The organism is Serratia sp. JUb9 (assembly GCF_014298095.1).
Classification (GTDB): Bacteria; Pseudomonadota; Gammaproteobacteria; order Enterobacterales; family Enterobacteriaceae; genus Serratia_B; species Serratia_B rhizosphaerae.
Genome location: NZ_CP060416.1, coordinates 3,644,432 through 3,662,835 on the forward strand (window position 1 = coordinate 3,644,432; position 18,404 = coordinate 3,662,835).

General features: G+C 60.2%; 19 protein-coding genes and 1 riboswitch. Of the genes, 6 read left to right on the forward strand and 13 right to left on the reverse strand.

All coding sequences use genetic code 11. From position 1 onward, the window contains the following. Position 1 precedes the first annotated feature (1 nt). The 4 genes from HF675_RS17150 to HF675_RS17165 all read left to right on the forward strand — a co-directional run bounded on the left by HF675_RS17150 (position 2) and on the right by HF675_RS17165 (position 4,409). Positions 2-1,735, forward strand: a complete 1,734-nt coding sequence (locus HF675_RS17150) for an ATP-binding cassette domain-containing protein (RefSeq protein WP_187044764.1) — start codon at positions 2-4, stop codon at positions 1,733-1,735. Then, a complete protein-coding gene (locus HF675_RS17155) occupies positions 1,735-2,889 on the forward strand; it encodes an ABC transporter permease (RefSeq protein WP_160027861.1) in 1,155 nt (384 codons plus the stop codon). Before HF675_RS17150 ends, HF675_RS17155 begins: the two co-directional genes overlap by 1 nt. 9 nt (positions 2,890-2,898) lie before the next feature. Then, on the forward strand, positions 2,899-4,005 hold the full coding sequence (locus HF675_RS17160; protein WP_187043488.1) for an ABC transporter permease: 1,107 nt from the start codon (positions 2,899-2,901) through the stop codon (positions 4,003-4,005). 74 nt (positions 4,006-4,079) lie between these two features. Then, positions 4,080-4,409: a hypothetical protein gene (locus tag HF675_RS17165; RefSeq protein ID WP_187043489.1), complete on the forward strand. Its 330-nt coding sequence runs from the start codon at positions 4,080-4,082 to the stop codon at positions 4,407-4,409. A gap of 37 nt (positions 4,410-4,446) precedes the next feature. Here HF675_RS17165 and HF675_RS17170 read toward each other — a convergent pair whose 3' ends face one another. The 7 genes from HF675_RS17170 to moaA all read right to left on the reverse strand — a co-directional run bounded on the left by HF675_RS17170 (position 4,447) and on the right by moaA (position 8,641). Further along, the gene (locus HF675_RS17170) at positions 4,447-4,890 is read right to left on the reverse strand and encodes a DUF2628 domain-containing protein (RefSeq protein ID WP_187043490.1); all 444 of its coding nucleotides are present in this window, start codon (positions 4,888-4,890) and stop codon (positions 4,447-4,449) included. Between the two features lie 201 nt (positions 4,891-5,091). Continuing rightward, positions 5,092-5,802, reverse strand: coding sequence for a Bax inhibitor-1/YccA family protein (locus HF675_RS17175; RefSeq protein ID WP_015671410.1), 711 nt, complete (start codon positions 5,800-5,802; stop codon positions 5,092-5,094). 129 nt (positions 5,803-5,931) lie between these two features. Then, positions 5,932-6,384: a molybdopterin synthase catalytic subunit MoaE gene (gene moaE, locus HF675_RS17180; RefSeq protein WP_187043491.1), complete on the reverse strand. Its 453-nt coding sequence runs from the start codon at positions 6,382-6,384 to the stop codon at positions 5,932-5,934. A 2-nt stretch (positions 6,385-6,386) separates the two neighbouring features. Next, entirely contained in the window at positions 6,387-6,632 is a 246-nt protein-coding gene (gene moaD, locus HF675_RS17185) for a molybdopterin synthase sulfur carrier subunit (RefSeq protein WP_187043492.1), read from the reverse strand. Further along, positions 6,629-7,108, reverse strand: a complete 480-nt coding sequence (gene moaC / locus HF675_RS17190; protein ID WP_105230199.1) for a cyclic pyranopterin monophosphate synthase MoaC — start codon at positions 7,106-7,108, stop codon at positions 6,629-6,631. Before moaC ends, moaD begins: the two co-directional genes overlap by 4 nt. A gap of 4 nt (positions 7,109-7,112) precedes the next feature. Further along, positions 7,113-7,625: a molybdenum cofactor biosynthesis protein B gene (moaB, locus tag HF675_RS17195; RefSeq protein ID WP_105230198.1), complete on the reverse strand. Its 513-nt coding sequence runs from the start codon at positions 7,623-7,625 to the stop codon at positions 7,113-7,115. 29 nt (positions 7,626-7,654) lie between these two features. Beyond that, entirely contained in the window at positions 7,655-8,641 is a 987-nt protein-coding gene (gene moaA, locus HF675_RS17200; protein ID WP_105230197.1) for a GTP 3',8-cyclase MoaA, read from the reverse strand. Continuing rightward, a riboswitch (molybdenum cofactor riboswitch) is annotated at positions 8,628-8,766 on the reverse strand. Its footprint overlaps the gene before it by 14 nt. A gap of 417 nt (positions 8,767-9,183) precedes the next feature. Here moaA and yvcK point away from each other — a divergent pair. Next, positions 9,184-10,101, forward strand: a complete 918-nt coding sequence (gene yvcK, locus HF675_RS17205) for a uridine diphosphate-N-acetylglucosamine-binding protein YvcK (protein WP_105230196.1) — start codon at positions 9,184-9,186, stop codon at positions 10,099-10,101. 378 nt (positions 10,102-10,479) lie between these two features. Here yvcK and HF675_RS17210 read toward each other — a convergent pair whose 3' ends face one another. After that, positions 10,480-10,725 (reverse strand): VF530 family DNA-binding protein, encoded by a 246-nt coding sequence (locus HF675_RS17210; RefSeq protein ID WP_105230195.1) that lies wholly within the window; start codon positions 10,723-10,725, stop codon positions 10,480-10,482. Between the two features lie 111 nt (positions 10,726-10,836). Beyond that, positions 10,837-12,849 carry an excinuclease ABC subunit UvrB gene (gene uvrB / locus HF675_RS17215; protein WP_105230194.1) on the reverse strand — a complete coding sequence of 671 codons (2,013 nt, stop codon included), beginning with the start codon at positions 12,847-12,849 and terminating at the stop codon, positions 10,837-10,839. A gap of 1,161 nt (positions 12,850-14,010) precedes the next feature. On the opposite strand from uvrB, the gene HF675_RS17220 reads away from it, so the two are divergent. Then, the gene (locus HF675_RS17220) at positions 14,011-14,721 is read left to right on the forward strand and encodes an ATP-binding cassette domain-containing protein (protein WP_105230192.1); all 711 of its coding nucleotides are present in this window, start codon (positions 14,011-14,013) and stop codon (positions 14,719-14,721) included. A gap of 32 nt (positions 14,722-14,753) precedes the next feature. Here the strand turns inward: HF675_RS17220 and bioD are convergent, their stop codons facing one another. From bioD to bioB, 4 genes are read right to left on the reverse strand one after another with little or no spacing between them, the layout of a single operon-like run. Next, positions 14,754-15,428 (reverse strand): dethiobiotin synthase, encoded by a 675-nt coding sequence (gene bioD, locus HF675_RS17225; protein WP_187043493.1) that lies wholly within the window; start codon positions 15,426-15,428, stop codon positions 14,754-14,756. Further along, a complete protein-coding gene (gene bioC, locus HF675_RS17230; protein WP_105233231.1) occupies positions 15,421-16,188 on the reverse strand; it encodes a malonyl-ACP O-methyltransferase BioC in 768 nt (255 codons plus the stop codon). Before bioC ends, bioD begins: the two co-directional genes overlap by 8 nt. Next, positions 16,172-17,323, reverse strand: coding sequence for an 8-amino-7-oxononanoate synthase (gene bioF / locus HF675_RS17235; RefSeq protein ID WP_187043494.1), 1,152 nt, complete (start codon positions 17,321-17,323; stop codon positions 16,172-16,174). Before bioF ends, bioC begins: the two co-directional genes overlap by 17 nt. After that, on the reverse strand, positions 17,324-18,361 hold the full coding sequence (gene bioB / locus HF675_RS17240) for a biotin synthase BioB (protein WP_105230189.1): 1,038 nt from the start codon (positions 18,359-18,361) through the stop codon (positions 17,324-17,326). It abuts the gene before it with no gap. Positions 18,362-18,404: the final 43 nt, after the last annotated feature.

Here is an 18,404-nt window from a genome sequence, read left to right on the forward strand (position 1 = left end):
GATGGAACAGGGCCACACCATTGATCTTGAGGGATTGGAAAAACGCTTTCCCGATCTGGAAAAACCGGCGGTCGCCAGCCTGACGACCCAACTGCGCAGCGGCGCGGTTACCGGGCTGGTCGGCCCGGACGGCGCGGGGAAAACCACCCTGCTGCGCATGCTGGCCGGGCTGCTGAAGCCAAGCGCCGGCACGCTGCGGGTCGCCGGTCTGGACCCGATCGCTGACGATCGCCGGCTGCACGCCATTCTGGGCTATATGCCGCAGAAGTTTGGCCTGTATGAAGATCTGACCGTGATGGAAAACCTGACGCTGTATGCCGATCTGCGCGGCGTCACCGGCGAAGCGCGTCGCACCACTTTTCAGCGGCTGCTTGAATTTACCGATCTCACCCGCTTTACCGGCCGGCTGGCCGGCAAACTGTCCGGCGGGATGAAGCAGAAGCTGGGGCTGGCCTGTACGCTGATCGGCGAACCGCAGGTGCTGCTGCTGGACGAGCCGGGCGTCGGGGTCGACCCCATTTCACGCCGTGAGCTGTGGCGCATGGTGCACGAACTGGCCAACGACGGCATGCTGATCCTGTGGAGCACCTCCTACCTCGACGAAGCCGAACAGTGCCGCGAAGTGCTGCTGTTGAACGAAGGCCAGCTGCTGTTCAGCGGCGCGCCGCAGACGCTGACCCGGCGCATGGCAGGGCGCAGCATTTTGCTGGCGGCGCCGGCCGGCAGTCACCGCGCGCTGCTGCAACAGGCGATCTGTCTGCCGACGGTGACCGACGGCGTGATCCAGGGCAAATACCTGCGGCTGATCCTGAAACCGGACGCCGATCATCAGCAGGTGCTGCAGGATCTTAATATTCCCGACGTCGCGCTGAGCGAAGCAGAACCGCGCTTTGAGGATGCGTTTATCGATCTGCTCGGCGGCGGGCCGAACAGCAAATCCGCGCTGGCGGCGATTATGCCGTCCGTCAGCGGCGACAGCACGGAAACCGTGATTGAAGCGCAGAACCTGACGAAAAAGTTCGGCGACTTCGCCGCCACCGATCATGTGGACTTTCAGGTGAAGCGCGGCGAGATTTTCGGCCTGCTCGGCCCCAACGGCGCCGGCAAATCCACCACCTTCAAAATGATGTGCGGCCTGCTGGTGCCGAGCGACGGCAAGGCGCTGGTGCTGGGGATGGATCTGAAAACCAGCTCCGGCAGGGCACGTCAGCATCTGGGCTACATGGCGCAGAAGTTTTCGCTGTACGGCAACCTGACGGTGGCGCAGAACCTTAAGTTTTTCTCCGGCGTGTATGGCCTGAGCGGTAAAAAACAGCGGCAGAAAATGGCGGAAATGTCCGCCGCCTTTAACTTCGCCCCGATCATCAATCAGGCGCCGGATGCGCTGCCGCTCGGCTTCAAACAGCGGCTGGCGCTGGCCTGCGCGCTGATGCATGAGCCGGACATTCTGTTTCTTGATGAACCCACCTCCGGCGTCGACCCGCTGACCCGCCGCGAATTCTGGCTGCATATCAACGGCATGGTGGACAAGGGCGTGACGGTGATGGTGACCACCCACTTTATGGACGAGGCGGAATACTGCGATCGCATCGGGCTGGTGTATCGCGGCAAAATCATCGCCGCCGGCACGCCGGATGATTTGAAGCAGCAGGTTGCCAACGAGCAAAACCCCAACCCGTCAATGGAACAGGCGTTTATCGAACTGGTGCAGAGTTACGACCGGGAGGAGCAGTGATGAACGATAATCCGGCTATCGGCAGCGACAGTGCCTTCTCCTGGCGCCGGGTGCGCGCCCTGTGTCTGAAAGAGACGCGGCAGATCCTGCGCGATCCCAGCAGTTGGCTGATCGCGTTTCTGATCCCGCTGCTGCTGCTGTTTATCTTCGGCTACGGCATCAACCTGGATTCCAGCAAGCTGCGCCTCGGTATTCTGGTGGAGCAACAGAGCGAAGAAGCGCGCGATCTGGTCAACGCCTTTGCCGGATCGCCCTATATCGATCCGACCATCAGCGATAACCGCCAGGCGCTGATCGGCAAGATGCAGGCCGGTGAGATCCGCGGCCTGGTGGTGATCCCGGTCGATTTCGCCCGGCGTATGGCGCGGCCGTTCGACAGCGCGCCGATCCAGGTGATCACCGACGGCAGCGAACCGAACACCGCCAACTTCGTACAGGGTTATACCCAGGGCGTATGGCAGATCTGGCAGCAGCAGCGCGCCGAAGATCGCGGGCGCGACGACAAACCGCTGATTGAGGTGCAGATGCGCTACTGGTTCAACCCGGCGGCCATCAGCCAGCACTTTATTATCCCCGGCGCCATTACCATCATTATGACGGTGATCGGCGCCATCCTCACCTCGCTGGTGGTGGCGCGCGAGTGGGAGCGTGGCACCATGGAGGCCCTGCTGTCGACGCAGGTGACGCGCAGCGAGCTGCTGCTCTCCAAGCTGGTGCCCTACTATGTCCTCGGCATGCTCGCCATGCTGCTGTGCATGGTGGTGGCGGTGTGGGTGTTCGGCGTGCCCTACCGCGGCTCGCTGCTGCTGCTGTTTGTCATCAGCAGCCTGTTTCTCATCAGCACGTTGGGCATGGGGCTGCTGATCTCCACCATCGCGCGTAATCAGTTCAACGCCGCGATGGTGGCGCTGAATGCCGCCTTTCTGCCGTCCATCATGCTGTCCGGCTTTATCTTTCAGATCGACAGCATGCCGGCGGTGGTGCGCGCCGTCACCTATATCATTCCCGCACGCTATTTCGTCAGCACGCTGAAAACGCTGTTTCTGGCGGGCAATATCGGCAGCATGCTGCTGATCAATCTGCTGTTTTTAATCGCCTCCGCCGTGCTGTTTATCGGGCTGACCGCCTGGAAAACCCAGCGACGCCTGGACTAGGAGCCTGAGATGTTTCATCGCCTTTGGACACTGATTGTCAAAGAGATGCAGTCGCTGCTGCGCGACCCGCAAACCCGCGCCATTCTGGTGCTGCCGGTTATCTTGCAGGTGCTGTTGTTTCCGTTTGCCGCCACGCTGGAGGTGACCAACGCCACTATCGCGGTGTACAGCGAAGATAATGGCCAGGCCTCGGTTGAACTGACCCAGCGCTTCGCCAAGGCCAAGGCCTTTACCCACGTGCTGATGCTGCGCAGCCCGCAGGAGATCCGCCACGCCATCGACAATCAGCACGCGCTGCTGCTGATCCGCTTTCCGGCGCAGTTTTCACGCGATATCGCCAACGGCAACAGCGCACAGCTGCAGCTGATTCTCGACGGGCGCAACTCCAACAGCGCGCAGATCGCCGCCAACTATGTGCAGCAGATCGTGCAGGACTATCAGCAGGAGCTGCTGAACGGACGGCAAAAACCCAACAACAGCGAGCTGGTGGTGCGCAACTGGTATAACACCAACCTGGATTACAAATGGTTTGTCGTGCCGTCGCTGATTGCGATGATCACCACCGTCGGCGTAATGATCGTCACCTCGCTGTCGGTGGCGCGGGAACGTGAGCAGGGCACGCTGGAGCAGCTGCTGGTTTCGCCGCTCACCACCTGGCAAATCTTTATCGGCAAGGCGGTGCCGGCGCTGATCGTCGCCACCTTTCAGGCCTCGATCGTGCTGCTGATCGGCATCTTTATGTACCAGATCCCGTTTGCCGGTTCGCTGCTGCTGTTCTATTTCACCATGCTGGTGTACGGCCTGTCGCTGGTGGGATTCGGGCTGCTGATTTCAGCGCTGTGCGCCACCCAGCAGCAGGCGTTTATCGGCGTGTTTGTGTTTATGATGCCGGCCATTTTGCTGTCGGGTTACGTGTCGCCGGTGGAAAATATGCCGGTCTGGCTGCAGAACCTGACCTGGGCCAATCCGATCCGCCACTTTACCGACATCACCAAGCAGATTTACCTGAAGGATGCCAGCTTTGACATCATCTGGGGCAGCCTGTGGCCGCTGCTGGTGATTACCGCCACCACCGGCAGCGCCGCCTACGCCATGTTCCGGCGGAAAATCGCCTGACGGCTGGCGGGACGGCCCGTCACCGTCTAGGCTACGTGGGAGTTTTTATCTTTATCGCCAAAGGAGAGCGCGATTTGTCTCAGGAAAATGCCGTCAAGGTTAAGAATAACGAATTCGATAATATGGTCCGCTTTGCCTTTCGGCTGACCGGGGTCAATATACTGATTCTGGCTGCGGTCGGTCTGATCGGCCTACTGCAACCGGAAGAGATGACTGCATGGCTGGCCCTGGTGGTGCTGGGTCTGATAGGCATCAACCTGTTCGCCAACCTGATAGTGTTTTACCTGTCGCTGGTCGGGCTGTTCAAATCGACGCTGAAGTGGCGTGCGGCGCTGGCGTTGTTGTTCTCGCTGGTGCTGTTTGCGCTGTATCTGTTAATCATCGCGGTGACGATGGCAGGATAAACCCAAGAGGCCGCGAACACGGCCTCTTTTGTCTGCTTTACCCTTCGCGACGGGCGGCAATTTTCGCCGCTGAACGCTTGCTGAAGCCTTCAAACGGGTTCCAGCCCTGTATCCCCCGCACTTCCTTCAGGTAATAGGCATAGTTGGCCACCGTAGCGCAAAGACCGGCATAGCAAATATTCAACGCACGGTAGACCGAATCATAATGGCCGCCGTTCGCATACTCCACCATGGCGACAATCACGTTCAGCACGCCAGCGCCGACAAACAGTACCAGCCCCTTTTTCCACAGGCCCAGAATGCACATATAGATAATGCCGAAGAAAAAGGCGAAGAAATTAAATATGTACTTCATGCGCCCAAAGAAGCTAATTTCTTTAATTTTCTTGCGGTATTCCGGGGAGGTAATATCGCCGCCGACGCTATCAAAAAAATCAAAACGCGCCTGCCACTTAGGGCTAAGCTCTTTATCCTGACTCATAAAATCCTCTTTCTATCATCACAAAATTTAATGATTACCATCCTGTAGCGCGATTATTCAACGCAATGACATAAGTAATGTCAATGTATTATTGATTATTCGTTTATATTATGTAACGCGGATGGGCGTAAAAAAGCCCTGTTGCCAGGGCTTTATGCAGAAAGACAGATAGCTCGCGATGGCCGCCGGCCATCCGGTGCGTTAGCGGCGGTTGCCAAAGATACGCAGCAGCATCAGGAACAGGTTGATGAAGTCCAGATACAGCGTCAGCGCCCCGACGATGGCGTACTTGCGGAAGCTGTCTTTATCATCGGCGTTCAGCTGTTCGCCCATCGCCTTCAGCTTCTGGGTGTCATACGCCGTCAGCCCGACAAACACCACCACGCCGATATAGGTGATCGCCCACATTAGCGCGCTGCTCTTCAGCCAGATATTCACCAGTGACGCCAGCACGATGCCGATCAGCGCCATAAACAGCATGCTGCCGAAACCGCTGAGGTCGCGTTTGGTGGTGTAACCGTACAGGCTCATCGCGCCGAACATCCCGGCGGTCACCACAAAGGTGCTGGCGATCGAGGTGTAGGTATAGGCGATAAAGATGCTGGACAGCGTCAGCCCGGTCAGCGCCGAATAGAGCATAAACAGCGAGGTCGCCACCGCGCCGCTCAGCCGGTTCACCATGCCGGAAATGACAAAGACCAGCGCCAGCTGGGCGATAATCAGGCCAAAGAAGGTAATCTGGCTGGAGAAGATGAAGTTGAGAATCGCCGGCGTGTTGGCCGCATACCAGGAGACGAAGGCGGTCAGCAGCAGGCCGCAGGTCATCCAGCCGTACACCTGCGCCATATAGGCCTGAATGCCGCTGCCGGCGCGTTCGACGATAGAACCATTGGAGCGTGGATATCGGTCCATGACGGTTACCTTTTACTTGTGAAACAACTGTACGGGGGCCATTCCCCCCACCTGTAATAAGCGTATCACAGAATATCGGCGGCGGCCGTGAGCAAAAGTGTGGATTTATTGCCGCCGTTTACCGTTGATTTACCAACGTTTTGCCGCCTGCTGGTCGCTGTCGCGCGCTTCAACCCAACGTTCGCCCTGCTCGGTGGCTTCACGCTTCCAGAACGGCGCGCGGGTCTTCAGGTAGTCCATGATAAATTCGGCGGCCTCAAAGGCCATGCTGCGGTGGGCGCTGGTGACGCCGACAAACACGATCTCATCACCGGGGAACATTTCGCCGATGCGGTGGATCACGCTGACCCGCTGCAGCGGCCAGCGTTCGCGCGCCTCGACGACGATCTCCGCCAGCGCTTTTTCGGTCATGCCGGGATAGTGCTCCAGCGTCAGGGCGCTGACGTTGTCGCCCAGATTGTGATTGCGCACCTTGCCGGTAAAGGTCACCACCGCGCCGTCATCATCACACTGCGCCAGCCAGGCATACTCCTCGCCGACGTTAAATAACGCGCGCTGGACGCGAATACGACTGTTGTCCACCCTCAGCCTCCGGTTACCGGCGGGAAGAACGCCACTTCATCGCCGGCGCTCAGCGGGTGTTCCGCCGCCACCAGCGACTGGTTCACCGCCATCAGCAAATTGTCGGCCGCCAGCGCCAGCGCCCAGCGATCGCCGCGCAGACACAGCGCCTGACGCAGCGACTCGACGGTGGCGAATTCCGCCGGCAAACGCAGCTTATCAGTGCCGATCAGCTCCCGCACCTGAGCAAAAAACAGAATATCAATCATGATGCCGCCTCAAAGTCGCCGGATTTTCCGCCGCTTTTCGCCAGCAGCCGCACCGGGCCAATAACCATATCTTTCTGCACCGCCTTGCACATGTCGTAGATGGTCAGCGCCGCAACCGACGCCGCGGTCAGCGCTTCCATCTCGACGCCGGTTTTGCCGGTCAGGCGGCAGCAGGTTTCAATCCGCACCCGGTTATGCTGCGGCTGCGCCTCCAGCGTGACCTCCACCTTGCTGAGCATCAGCGGGTGGCACAGCGGGATCAGCTCCCAAGTGCGTTTGGCAGCCTGAATGCCGGCGATGCGCGCGGTGGCGAACACGTCCCCTTTGTGATGACGACCTTCGACGATCATCGCCAGCGTCGCCGCCTGCATCTCGACAAAGGCTTCAGCGCGCGCTTCACGCACCGTTTCCGCCTTGGCGGAGACGTCCACCATATGGGCTTCGCCGGCGGCGTTAATGTGGGTTAACTGACTCATGGCGTTATTTCTTTAAATGGGGTTGGAAGTTGCAGGGACGGTTACGCGCGTCCAGCTGCGATTCAATAATGCGCTCCCAGGCGGTGCGGCAGGCTCGGGTCGAGCCCGGCATAGCGAAAATCACCGTTTGGTTGGCGATGCCGGCCACGGCGCGCGACTGAATGGTGGCGGTGCCAATCTCTTCGTAGGACACCATGCGGAACAGTTCGCCGAAGCCTTCCACCTGGCGGTCAAACAGCGGAGTCAGCGCCTCCGGCGTGTTGTCGCGCGCGGTAAAACCGGTGCCGCCGGTGATCAGCACCGCCTGCACCTCGTCGCTGGCGATCCAGGCCGAAACCTGCGCACGGATCTGGTAGATATTGTCTTTAACCAGCGCGCGCGCGACCACCTGATGCCCGGCCTCCTGCGCCGCCTGCTGCAGATAGTCGCCGGAGGTATCCTCCGCGGCGCTGCGGCTGTCGGAAACGGTCAGAACGGCGATACGCGCCGCAAGAAATTCACTGCTGGCATGACTCATAGAGGATGCTCCCTGAAGATACGGCGGACTCAGCCGCCGATGAACGACAGATTCTGCGTAATGCCGCTGTCGCCCTGGTGCAGAAAATGCGTCTGCTTCTTACTGAGCAGGCCGCTCTGGATGCGCTGTTTCAGCACCTCCAGCTGGCGATCTTCCGCCAGCAGGTCGCGCAGCGGGATGCCCTGCTCGCCGAACAGGCACAGGTGCAGATTGCCGATGGCGGAAACCCGCAGCCGGTTGCAGCTGGCGCAGAAATCCTTCTCATACGGCATAATCAGGCCGATTTCCCCCTGATAGTCCGCATGGCGGAACACCTGCGCCGGGCCGTCGCTGCGGCCGCGCGGCTGGCGCTGCCAGCCCTGCTGTTCAAGCTGCCGGCGGATCACCTCGCCGGAAACGTGGCGCTGGCGAAACAGCTCGCCGCCCTCGCCGGTTTCCATCAGCTCAATAAAACGCAGTTGGATCGGCCGCGGTTTAATCCAGGCCAGGAAAGTATTCAGCTGCTGGTGATTGACGTCGCGCATCAGCACCGCGTTCACCTTCACCTTGTCATAGCCGGCCTCGAAGGCGGCGTCGATGCCCGCCATCACCTGGCGGAACTTGTCCTGACCGGTAATGGCGTGAAACTGGCGCGCATCCAGGCTGTCGACGCTGACGTTGATCGCCGTCAGGCCGGCGTCACGCCAGCGCGCCACGTCGCGCGCCATCCGGTAGCCGTTGGTGGTGACCGCCAGTTGACGGATCGCCGGGTTTTCCCGCACGGCGGCAATGATCTCGGTAAAGTCGCGGCGCAGCGAGGGCTCGCCGCCGGTCAGGCGAACCTTTTCGGTGCCCAGTTCGGCAAACGCACGGCTGACGCGGCGGATTTCATCCAGCGACAGGAAGGTTTTGGGGCTGACGCTCGGCTGGTAGCCGTCCGGCAGACAGTACGTGCAACGGAAGTTGCACACGTCGGTAATCGACAGGCGCAGGTAATAGAACTTGCGCTCAAAAGCATCGGTAAGTTGGGGCACCATAACACCTTTCCAAATACGGGAGATGCGGACATTTCTATCTCGCACCCTGGTGGCTGACTTCGCCACGGCCCGGGCGCCATATCGCAAAACGACGTAGGCGCAGGGGCTAGGAGTTGTGATCTCAACGCGAATTGCCGCAGCAACCGCAATGAAACCGTGGTTTTCAGCAAAATTCTAGCGCTAAACGCGGCGAATAGCCAACGCGCCGTTTCGCTATGTAATTGTGTATATAGCGCTTTTAGGCTATTGAACGCCGTGCGCCTATCATAACCGCCGCTCAGCCAGCGGAATTGACTAAAATCACCCGAATCACACTCTTTTTCGCCTTTTTCACTCAAATCCGCTACTTTATGCCGATTATCTGTCCGTTATATATATCCTGAATAATTCGAGTTACAGGCAGGTGGCATCCCGATGCGCTTACTCAGGTCAGTGATGCGGGTGACTGCGCGCAGCCAACACGCCGGTAGCTTAAAATATGATGGGTATAAAAAATTAATATTACCTGCGGCGTCCACATAACGTCGGGTATAAGGAATGTTATGCGTAATCGTACCCTGGCCGATCTGGACCGCGTCGTCGCATTAGGCGGCGGCCACGGCCTTGGCCGCGTGATGTCATCGCTTTCTTCTCTGGGTTCGCGTCTGACCGGCATCGTCACCACCACCGATAACGGCGGCTCCACCGGCCGCATCCGTCGCTCGGAAGGCGGCATCGCCTGGGGCGATACCCGCAACTGCCTCAACCAGCTGATTACCGAGCCCAGCGTCGCTTCCGCGATGTTTGAATACCGCTTCAGCGGCAACGGCGAACTGGCCGGCCATAACCTGGGCAATCTGATGCTGAAGGCGCTGGATCACCTCAGCGTACGCCCGCTGGAGGCGATCAATCTGATCCGCAATCTGCTGAAGGTGGATGCGGCGCTGATCCCGATGTCGGAGCAGCCGGTGGATCTGATGGCGCACGATCACGAAGGTAACCACGTTTACGGTGAAGTGAACGTCGATCAGCTTACCGATATGCCGCAGGAGTTGATGCTGTCACCGCACGTCAACGCCACCCGCGAAGCCATGGAGGCCATCGCGCAGGCGGACCTGATCCTGATTGGGCCGGGCAGTTTTCTGACCAGCCTGATGCCGCTGCTGCTGCTTGAGGATCTGGCCCGCGCCCTACGCCGCAGCAGCGCCAGCATGATCTATATCGACAATCTGGGTAAAGAGCTGAGCGTCGCCGCCGCCTCGCTGTCGCTGCGCGACAAGCTGGCGCTGATGGAGGCGAAAATCGGCCGTGTCATGGTCGACGCGCTGATCGTCGGCCCGCAGACCAATACACAATCGGTACAGGATCGTCTGGTGATTCAGCAGAATCTGGAAGCCAGCGATATTCCTTACCGCCACGATCGTCAGCTGTTGCGCCAGGCGATCGACCAGGCGCTGAACCAGCTGGCGACACGGCGTTAGCGGTCAGTCTTTCCTTTGGCATACCCTAAATAATTCAAGTTGCAGGAAGACGGCAAGGGAAGGAATCCCGATGAGCTGACTCAGGTCAGTGATTCGGGTGACTGAGCGCAGCCAACGCACCTGCAGCTTTAAGTATCGCGGGTATATACCCTAAATAATTAGAGTTGCAGGCAGGCGGCAAGGGAAGAAATCCCGATGAGCTGACTCAGGTCAGTGATTCGGGTGACTGAGCGCAGCCAACGCACCTGCAGCTTTAAGTATCGCGGGTATATACCCTAAATAATTAGAGTTGCAGGCAGGCGGCAAGGGAAGAAATCCCGATGAGCTGACTCAGGTCAGTGATTCGGGTGACTGAGCGCAGCCAACGCACCTGCAGCTTTAAGTATGACGGGTATACCAGGGGTTGCTGCTAACCATATGGATATACAGCTCCTCTACCTGCGTGCGCGCCCACGGCGTGCGGCGTAAAAACTTCAGGCTGGATTTGATGCTGGGATCGTTGCTGAAGCAGTTGATGCGGATACGGTCGGCCAGCTCTTCCCAGCCGTAGTATTCCACCAGTTTGTTCAGCAGTTGCTCCAGCGTAATGCCGTGCAGCGGATCTTTGGAATTGTGTGCGCTCATAGCGGTTGCTCGATATCTGTCGCCGGGTCAATGGGCCGCACACCATAATCAGCTTTGCCGGGCGCGACAAGGATTTTCATCGCCGGCCGCCACGGGCCGGCAATGTCTGCGTCAGGAGATGGCGATAAACTGCTCGCGCAGCTGATGGATTTCATCACGCAGCGCCGCCGCCTGTTCAAACTCCAGGTTTTGCGCGTGGGTGTACATTTGCGCTTCCAGATCGCGAATTTTCTGCTCCAGCGCTTTCGGCGTAAGCTGTTGATACTGCGCCGCGCTCTCCGCCGCCTTGCCCTTCCCTTTGCCTTTGCCGCGCGACGACGGCTGGCCCAGCTGCAGAATATCGCCAATCTTCTTGTTCAGCCCCTGCGGTACGATGCCGTTGGCTTCGTTATACGCCTGCTGCTTGGCGCGGCGGCGTTCGGTTTCGCCGATCGCCTTCGCCATCGAGTCGGTGATCCTGTCGCCGTACAAAATGGCCTTGCCGTTCAGGTTACGCGCGGCGCGGCCGATGGTCTGAATCAGCGAGCGCTCGGAACGCAGGAAGCCCTCTTTATCGGCGTCCAGAATCGCCACCAGCGAGACCTCCGGCATATCCAGCCCTTCCCGCAGCAGGTTGATGCCGACCAGCACGTCAAACTCGCCCAGACGTAAATCGCGGATGATTTCGACACGCTCGACGGTGTCGATATCCGAGTGCAGATAGCGCACCCGCTCGCCGTGCTCTTCCAGGTATTCGGTCAGATCCTCCGCCATGCGTTTGGTCAGCGTGGTGACCAGCACCCGCTCATTGATCGCCACGCGCTTGCGGATCTCGGATAAGAGATCGTCAACCTGCGTGGCCACCGGCCGCACTTCGACGATCGGATCCAGCAGGCCGGTCGGACGCACCACCTGATCGATCACGTCGCCGCCGGATTTTTCCAACTCATATTTGCCCGGCGTGGCCGATACGTAGATCGACTGCGGCGCCTGCGCCTCAAACTCCTCAAAGCGCATCGGCCGGTTGTCCAGCGCCGACGGCAACCGGAAGCCGTACTCCACCAGCGTCTCCTTGCGCGAGCGGTCGCCTTTGAACATCGCGCCAATCTGCGGCACGGTGACGTGCGATTCGTCCACCACCAGCAGGCCGTCGGCCGGCAGGTAGTCAAACAGCGTCGGCGGCGGCTCGCCCGGCTGGCGGCCGGAGAGATAGCGCGAGTAGTTTTCAATGCCCGAGCAGTAGCCCAGCTCGTTCATCATCTCCAGATCGAACTGGGTGCGCTGCGACAGCCGCTGCTCTTCCAGCAGTTTGTTGTTGGCCAGCAGCACCTTGCGCCGCTCCGCCAGGTCGACACGGATCTCCTCCATCGCCTGCAGGATGCGCTCGCGCGGCGTCACGTAGTGCGACTTCGGGTAGATGGTAAAACGCGGTACCACCCGCTCCACCTGGCCGGTGAGCGGGTCGAACAGCGACAGGCGCTCCACCTCATCGTCAAACAGCTCGACGCGCAGCGCCAGCTCGTCGGACTCTGCCGGGAAGATATCAATCACCTCGCCGCGCACCCGGAAGGTGGCGCGCTGGAACGCCTGATCGTTGCGCGTGTACTGCAGCTCAGCCAGCCGGCGCAGGATCGAGCGCTGGTCGATCAACATGCCCTGGGTCAGGTGCAGCATCATCTTGAGATACAGATCCGGATCGCCCAGGCCGTAGATCGCCGACACCGAGGCCACCACCACCACATCGCGCCGCTCAAGCAGCGCCTTGGTGGCGGAAAGACGCATCTGCTCGATATGTTCGTTAACCGAGGCGTCTTTTTCAATAAAGGTGTCGGAGCTAGGCACGTAGGCTTCCGGCTGGTAATAGTCGTAGTAGGAGACAAAATACTCCACCGCATTCTCCGGGAAGAACTCTTTCATCTCACCGTACAGCTGCGCCGCCAGCGTTTTGTTCGGCGCCAGCACCATCGTCGGCCGGTTAAGGTCGGCAATCACGTTGGCGATAGTGAAAGTTTTCCCCGAGCCGGTCACCCCCAGCAGCGTCTGGTGCGCCAGCCCGTCCTCCAGCCCCTCTTCCAGCTTGCGGATCGCTTCCGGTTGATCGCCGGCCGGTTTGAAGTCTGAATGCAGTTTGAATAGTTTACTCATAGATACCCAAAGTCATTGGCGTTGCGGCAAGGAGACATATGCGAGCGGCGCCGGCAAATCTGGTTGCGCTGTGGCTAACGTTGCAGAGCGCCGCGTCGGCACGCCGGGCAGCCAATAAGTATGGAAAGCCGCGGCGTTTTTCGCCAGCCCCTATGATACTGGATATAAAACCAGCTTCAAGCGGATTCGTGGTCTTACCGCAGGGGAACGATCGCCGCTGCACCGTCAAGGTTACGCTTCGGTGACATTTTTATTGTCAATAACAGATTTATCCCCAGATCGCGCGACAAATTAACTTCTTGGTAGCAGGGTGGCTAAAAATCACACATACGACATTAACCGCTTACACTACGTCTTGATTTTAGTTAATTTGTTGATGTTAAATGATTTTATCAAAAAGACGAGAATCCGGACAATGGGAACAGAAGCCGCGTCCGCTCTCGCTTCCCGCCGCTTTTCTAAATCTAATACACAAGGTTATCCACAGGAATAGTGGATAACTCACACCACCCCGCCAGCCACGGGAGTTACAGAAAAAACACTTTTTGCCCTTGAAACGATCCCAAATCGCTTTTTTAGTTATTTTTTGACACTTTTATGGCTTTGTTTATACCTATAAAGACTAAAAGCCCCCATTGCCAACGGCGCATTCGGCCAGATCGCCGGGTGACGCCGCCGATAACCCCAACGCTATTGCACCATTAGGTTTCGCCGCAGCACCGCCGTAGTGCAAAAAACGTCCGTTTTAACTTTTGCCGTCATTTTATCCAGGCGGGACAAGCCCGCCGCAGCGCGGGGAAAGCTTAACATGACGATAACAATTATGCCTTTTCACGCCGGAGGAAAAAATTGGCCCGGGAGTTGCTATCTGAAATAACGGTCGACCGATAAGGCCAGTCACCGGCCGGGAACATCGGGCCAACCGGCCTGCCGGCTTCACGCTGTCCGGCCAGCAGTAACGACAAACGGGGATAACAGCACAATAGAACGCTGAAAAACGCCCTTTTTGCCTGACTCCGACGCCGTTTTGCCGCGTTTCGGGCGGCATTTTGTTCTGAACGTTAAAACACTCGGGAAAGCAAGCGTCAGTCGCGCAGGGCAATGCCACAACTATTGCCCTGATGGCATGAGTGAACAACCGACCGGTAAGGAGAATGCCGTATGTTGAGCCTGCGTTCAGTCAATCAGTTTTATGGACAGAGCCACACCCTGTGGGATATCAATCTGGAGCTGCCGCGCGGCCAGTGCACCGCACTGCTGGGGCGTAAGGGCGTCGGTAAAACCACGCTGCTTAACTGTATTGTCGGCCATCTGCCGGTGGTCAGCGGCAGCATGACCTGGCAACGCGCCGACGAAGCGCCGAAAAACCTGCTGCCGCAGGCGGTGGAGCAGCGCGCGGCGCTGGGCATCGCCTACGTGCCGCAGGGACAGCAGATCTTCTCGCAGCTCAGCGTCGAGGAGAACTTACAGGTGGCCCTGCTGGCTGGCAAACCGTCGCCGCAGCATATCCCGCCGCTGATTTACCAGCTGTTTCCCACGCTGGCGGCGATGCGCCTGCGGCGCGCCGGCGATTTATCCGTAGGGGAACAGCAGCAGCTGGCGATCTCGCGCGCGCTGGTGCGGGAACCGGAGCTGCTGATTCTGGATGAGCCGACCGCCGGCATGCGTCCGTCGATCGCCAGCGAGATTGGCGCTGCCGTACAGCGTCTGAATCGGGAATGGGGCATGACCATTTTACTGGTGGAACATCGCCTGACGCTGATCCGCCGTCTGGCAGATCGCTTTTTTCTGCTGGATCAGGGGCGCAACGTGGCGAACGGCACGCTGGCGCAGTTGGATGACGCTCTGATTGACGCCTATCTGACGGTATGATGCGATGGCGCGGGCGCATGGCCCGCCGCCGTTTACAATAATGACAGATCCAGATAGTGGCCCAGCGGCTGCTGCGCAATGCCTGCCAGATGGGGAATTTCCCCCAGCATCGGCGCCGGCAACAGGCGGTGCAGCGTCGCCAGATACTCCTGATGACGCCTGCCCGGCGGCGCGATATCGTTGGCGATCCAGCCGGCCAGCGGCAGCCCCGCCTGACGGACCGCCTGCGCGGTCAGCAGCGCATGGTTGATGCAGCCCAGTTTCATCCCCACCACCAGAATCACCGGCAGCTGCTCGCCCACCACCCAGTCGGCGAAGCTCTGCGTCGGCGACAGCGGCGTAAACCAGCCGCCCGCGCCTTCCACCAGCAGCCAGTCGGCGCGCTGCTCCAGCCGCCGCAGCCCGGATGACATCACCGTAAATTCAATCGGCTGGCGCAGATCGGCGCTGACGATATGCGGCGACGTCGGTTCGGCAAAGGTGTAAGGATTCACTTCCTCGTAGGAGAGCGCCACGCCGCTGTGGCGCTGCAACGCCAGCGCATCCTCGTTACGCAGCCCCTGCGGCGTCATCTCGCTGCCGGACGCCACCGGTTTATAACCGGCGCTGCGGTAGCCCGCCAGGTTTGCCGCCTGCAGCAGCGCGCTGCTGGCGATGGTTTTACCCACTTCGGTATCGGTGCCGGTCACAAACCAACGTTTAATCACAATAAATCACTCCATAAACCACATGATAACTGAGCGGCAATTCGCCGCGTTGACGCGGGTAAGCCGCCTGCAGCGCCGTCAGACGGCGGCGCGACAGCAGCCCCGCATCACGTCCCTGATGCAGATGAGTGGCGCCGATGCCTTTTAATGAGCGCATCAGCGTCATCACATCCGGGTAATGCAGCGTCTGCCAGCACGCTTCCATACGGTGACGATACGGCGCGCAGGCGGCCTCAATCTGCGCGAGCGGCAGGAAATCATTCACATGGCGCTCGCCGTCGACCTGCTGCCAGGCATCCCCCAGCTGATGCAGCGACCCCTGCGCCAGGGTGGAAAACAGCACCAGCCCGCCGGGCCGCGTCACGCGGCGCAGTTCCGCCAGACCGCGCGCCAAATCGCTGCACCACTGCACCGCCAGGCTGCTGAAGCTGAGATCGACCGCCGCATCCGGCAGCGGGATATGCTCGATATCTCCCAGCAGATAGTGCTGCGCCGCCTGCTGGCTGCGGGCAAACGCCAGCATGCCCGGCGCCAGATCCAGCGCCGTCACCTGTCTGCCCAGTTCCCGCCAGCGGCGGCTGAAATAGCCGGTGCCGCACCCGGCGTCCAGCACCTGCCGCGCCGGATGCGTAGCGCCGATACCCAGTAAGCGCTCGCCAACCTCGCGCTGCAGCACCGCCGCGGCGTCATAGCTGTCCGCCGCGCGGCTGAAGGCGGAGGCGACCGCCTGTTTGTTAACCGCGTCATTCACTGACGGCATGCAGCACCTCCAATAACCGATCGATATCCTGCGCCTGATGCGCCGCGGTCAGCGTAATCCGCAAACGCGCCCCGCCCGGCGGCACCGTCGGCGGACGAATGGCGCTGACCCACAGCCCCTGCTCGCGCAAGCGCTGCGCCAGCGTCAATGCCCGCTGATTGTCCCCCACCAGCAGCGGCTGAATCGCGGTCTGCGAATCGCTCAGCGTCAGCGGCAGGCCGGCCACGCCGCGGCGGAAACGCGCAATATGCTGTTGCAGCCGACTGCGCAGCGCATCGCCCTGCTGCACGCAGCGCAGCGCCGCCTGCAGCGCGCAAGCCTGCGCCGGCGGCATCGCCGTGCTGTAAATCAGATGACGGGCGAACTGCAGCAGATACTCGGCCAGCGGCTCATCGCACAGGATGGCCGCGCCGCTGACGCCGAACGCCTTGCCAAACGTCACCACCAGCGCTTCCGGCCGCACCCCCTGCTGCCAGCAACTGCCGCGCCCCTGTTCGCCGTGGACGCCGATGCCGTGCGCATCGTCCACCATCAGCCAGGCGCCGGCCTGTCGGCTCAGTTGCTGCAGCTGCGCCAGCGGCGCGCTGTCGCCGTCCATGCTGAATACGCCTTCCGTCACCACCAACTGCTGGCCGCCGCAGGGTTTGGCCAGTAAATCAGCCAGCGCCGCCGGCTGATTATGGCGAAAACGCCGCAGCTGCGCCGGTGAGTGAGCGGCCGCTTCCAACAGCGAGGCATGGCTGAGTTTGTCCGCCAGAATGCGGTCATCCGCCTGCATCAACGCCGCCAGCAGCGCCTGATTGGCGGCGTAGCCGGAGATAAACAGCAGCGCGCGCGGATAACCGAGCCACTGCGCCAGCTGCTGCTCCAGCTGCTGATGCGCCTCGCAAAAGCCGGTAACGTGGCCGGAACCGCCGCTGCCGACGCCGTACTGCCGCGCCCCCTGCTGCCAGGCGTCGATCACCGCCGGGTGCCGGCTCAGCCCCAGATAGTCATTGCCGGAAAAATTGAGGTAGCGCTGCTGATGCAGCTGGATATGGCGGCCGTTACCGCCCTGGTTAACCTGACGCGATCGATAAGCGGCGCTCGCGCGCCGCTCGGTTAACGCCTGCTCAATGCGTTGCTGCCAGCTCATTCAGGGCGCCGCGTTGTAAAACTCGGCGTTATCCGCCGTCAGCAGCTGCTGCGCCAGCACCTGCTGCTGCTGGTTGTCGCCGTGTTCGGTCGCGGTCTGCTCCGGGTTCAGCCCCAGCTTGCGGAACAGCAGCAGATCCTTGTCTTCTTCCGGGTTCGGCGTGGTCAGCAGCTTGCAGCCGTAGAAAATAGAGTTGGCGCCGGCCATAAAGCACATCGCCTGCGTCTGCTCATTCATCTGCTCACGCCCGGCGGACAGGCGTACGTATGAGCACGGCATCATAATGCGCGCCACCGCGATGGTGCGGATAAAGTCGAACGGATCGACGTCTTCGTTATCCGCCAGCGGCGTCCCCTTGACCTTGACCAGCATGTTGATCGGCACGCTCTCCGGCGGCTTCGGCAGGTTGGCCAGCTGTACCAGCAGGCCGGCGCGGTCGCGCACCGTCTCCCCCAGGCCGACGATGCCGCCGGAGCACACTTTAATCCCGGCGTCGCGCACGTTGTCCAGCGTATCCAGACGCTCCTGATAGCTGCGGGTGGTGATGATATTGCCGTAGAATTCCGGCGAGGTATCCAGGTTGTGGTTGTAGTAATCCAGCCCCGCTTCCGCCAGACGCCCGGCCTGAGATTCGTCCAATGTGCCCAGCGTCATGCAGGTTTCCAGCCCCATCGCCTTCACGCCCTGCACCATCTGTTGCAGATACGGCATATCGCGCTCATGCGGGTTTTTCCACGCCGCGCCCATGCAAAAACGCGTTGAGCCGGCGGCTTTCGCCTTGCGCGCCGAATCCAGCACCTGCTCGACCTGCATCAGGCGCTCCGCTTCCAGCCCGGTTTTATAACGCGAGCTTTGCGGGCAGTATTTACAGTCTTCCGGGCAGGCGCCGGTTTTAATCGACAACAGCGTACTGACCTGCACCTGACGCGGGTCAAAGTGCCGGCGGTGTACGGTTTGCGCTTCAAACAGCAGCTCAAGCAGCGGCTTCTCAAACAGGGCTTGGGCTTGCCCCACTGTCCAGTGAATACGGTCGGCCATCACGGCGTCTCCAAAGCAAAAAAAGTGTCGTCAGTTTAGATAT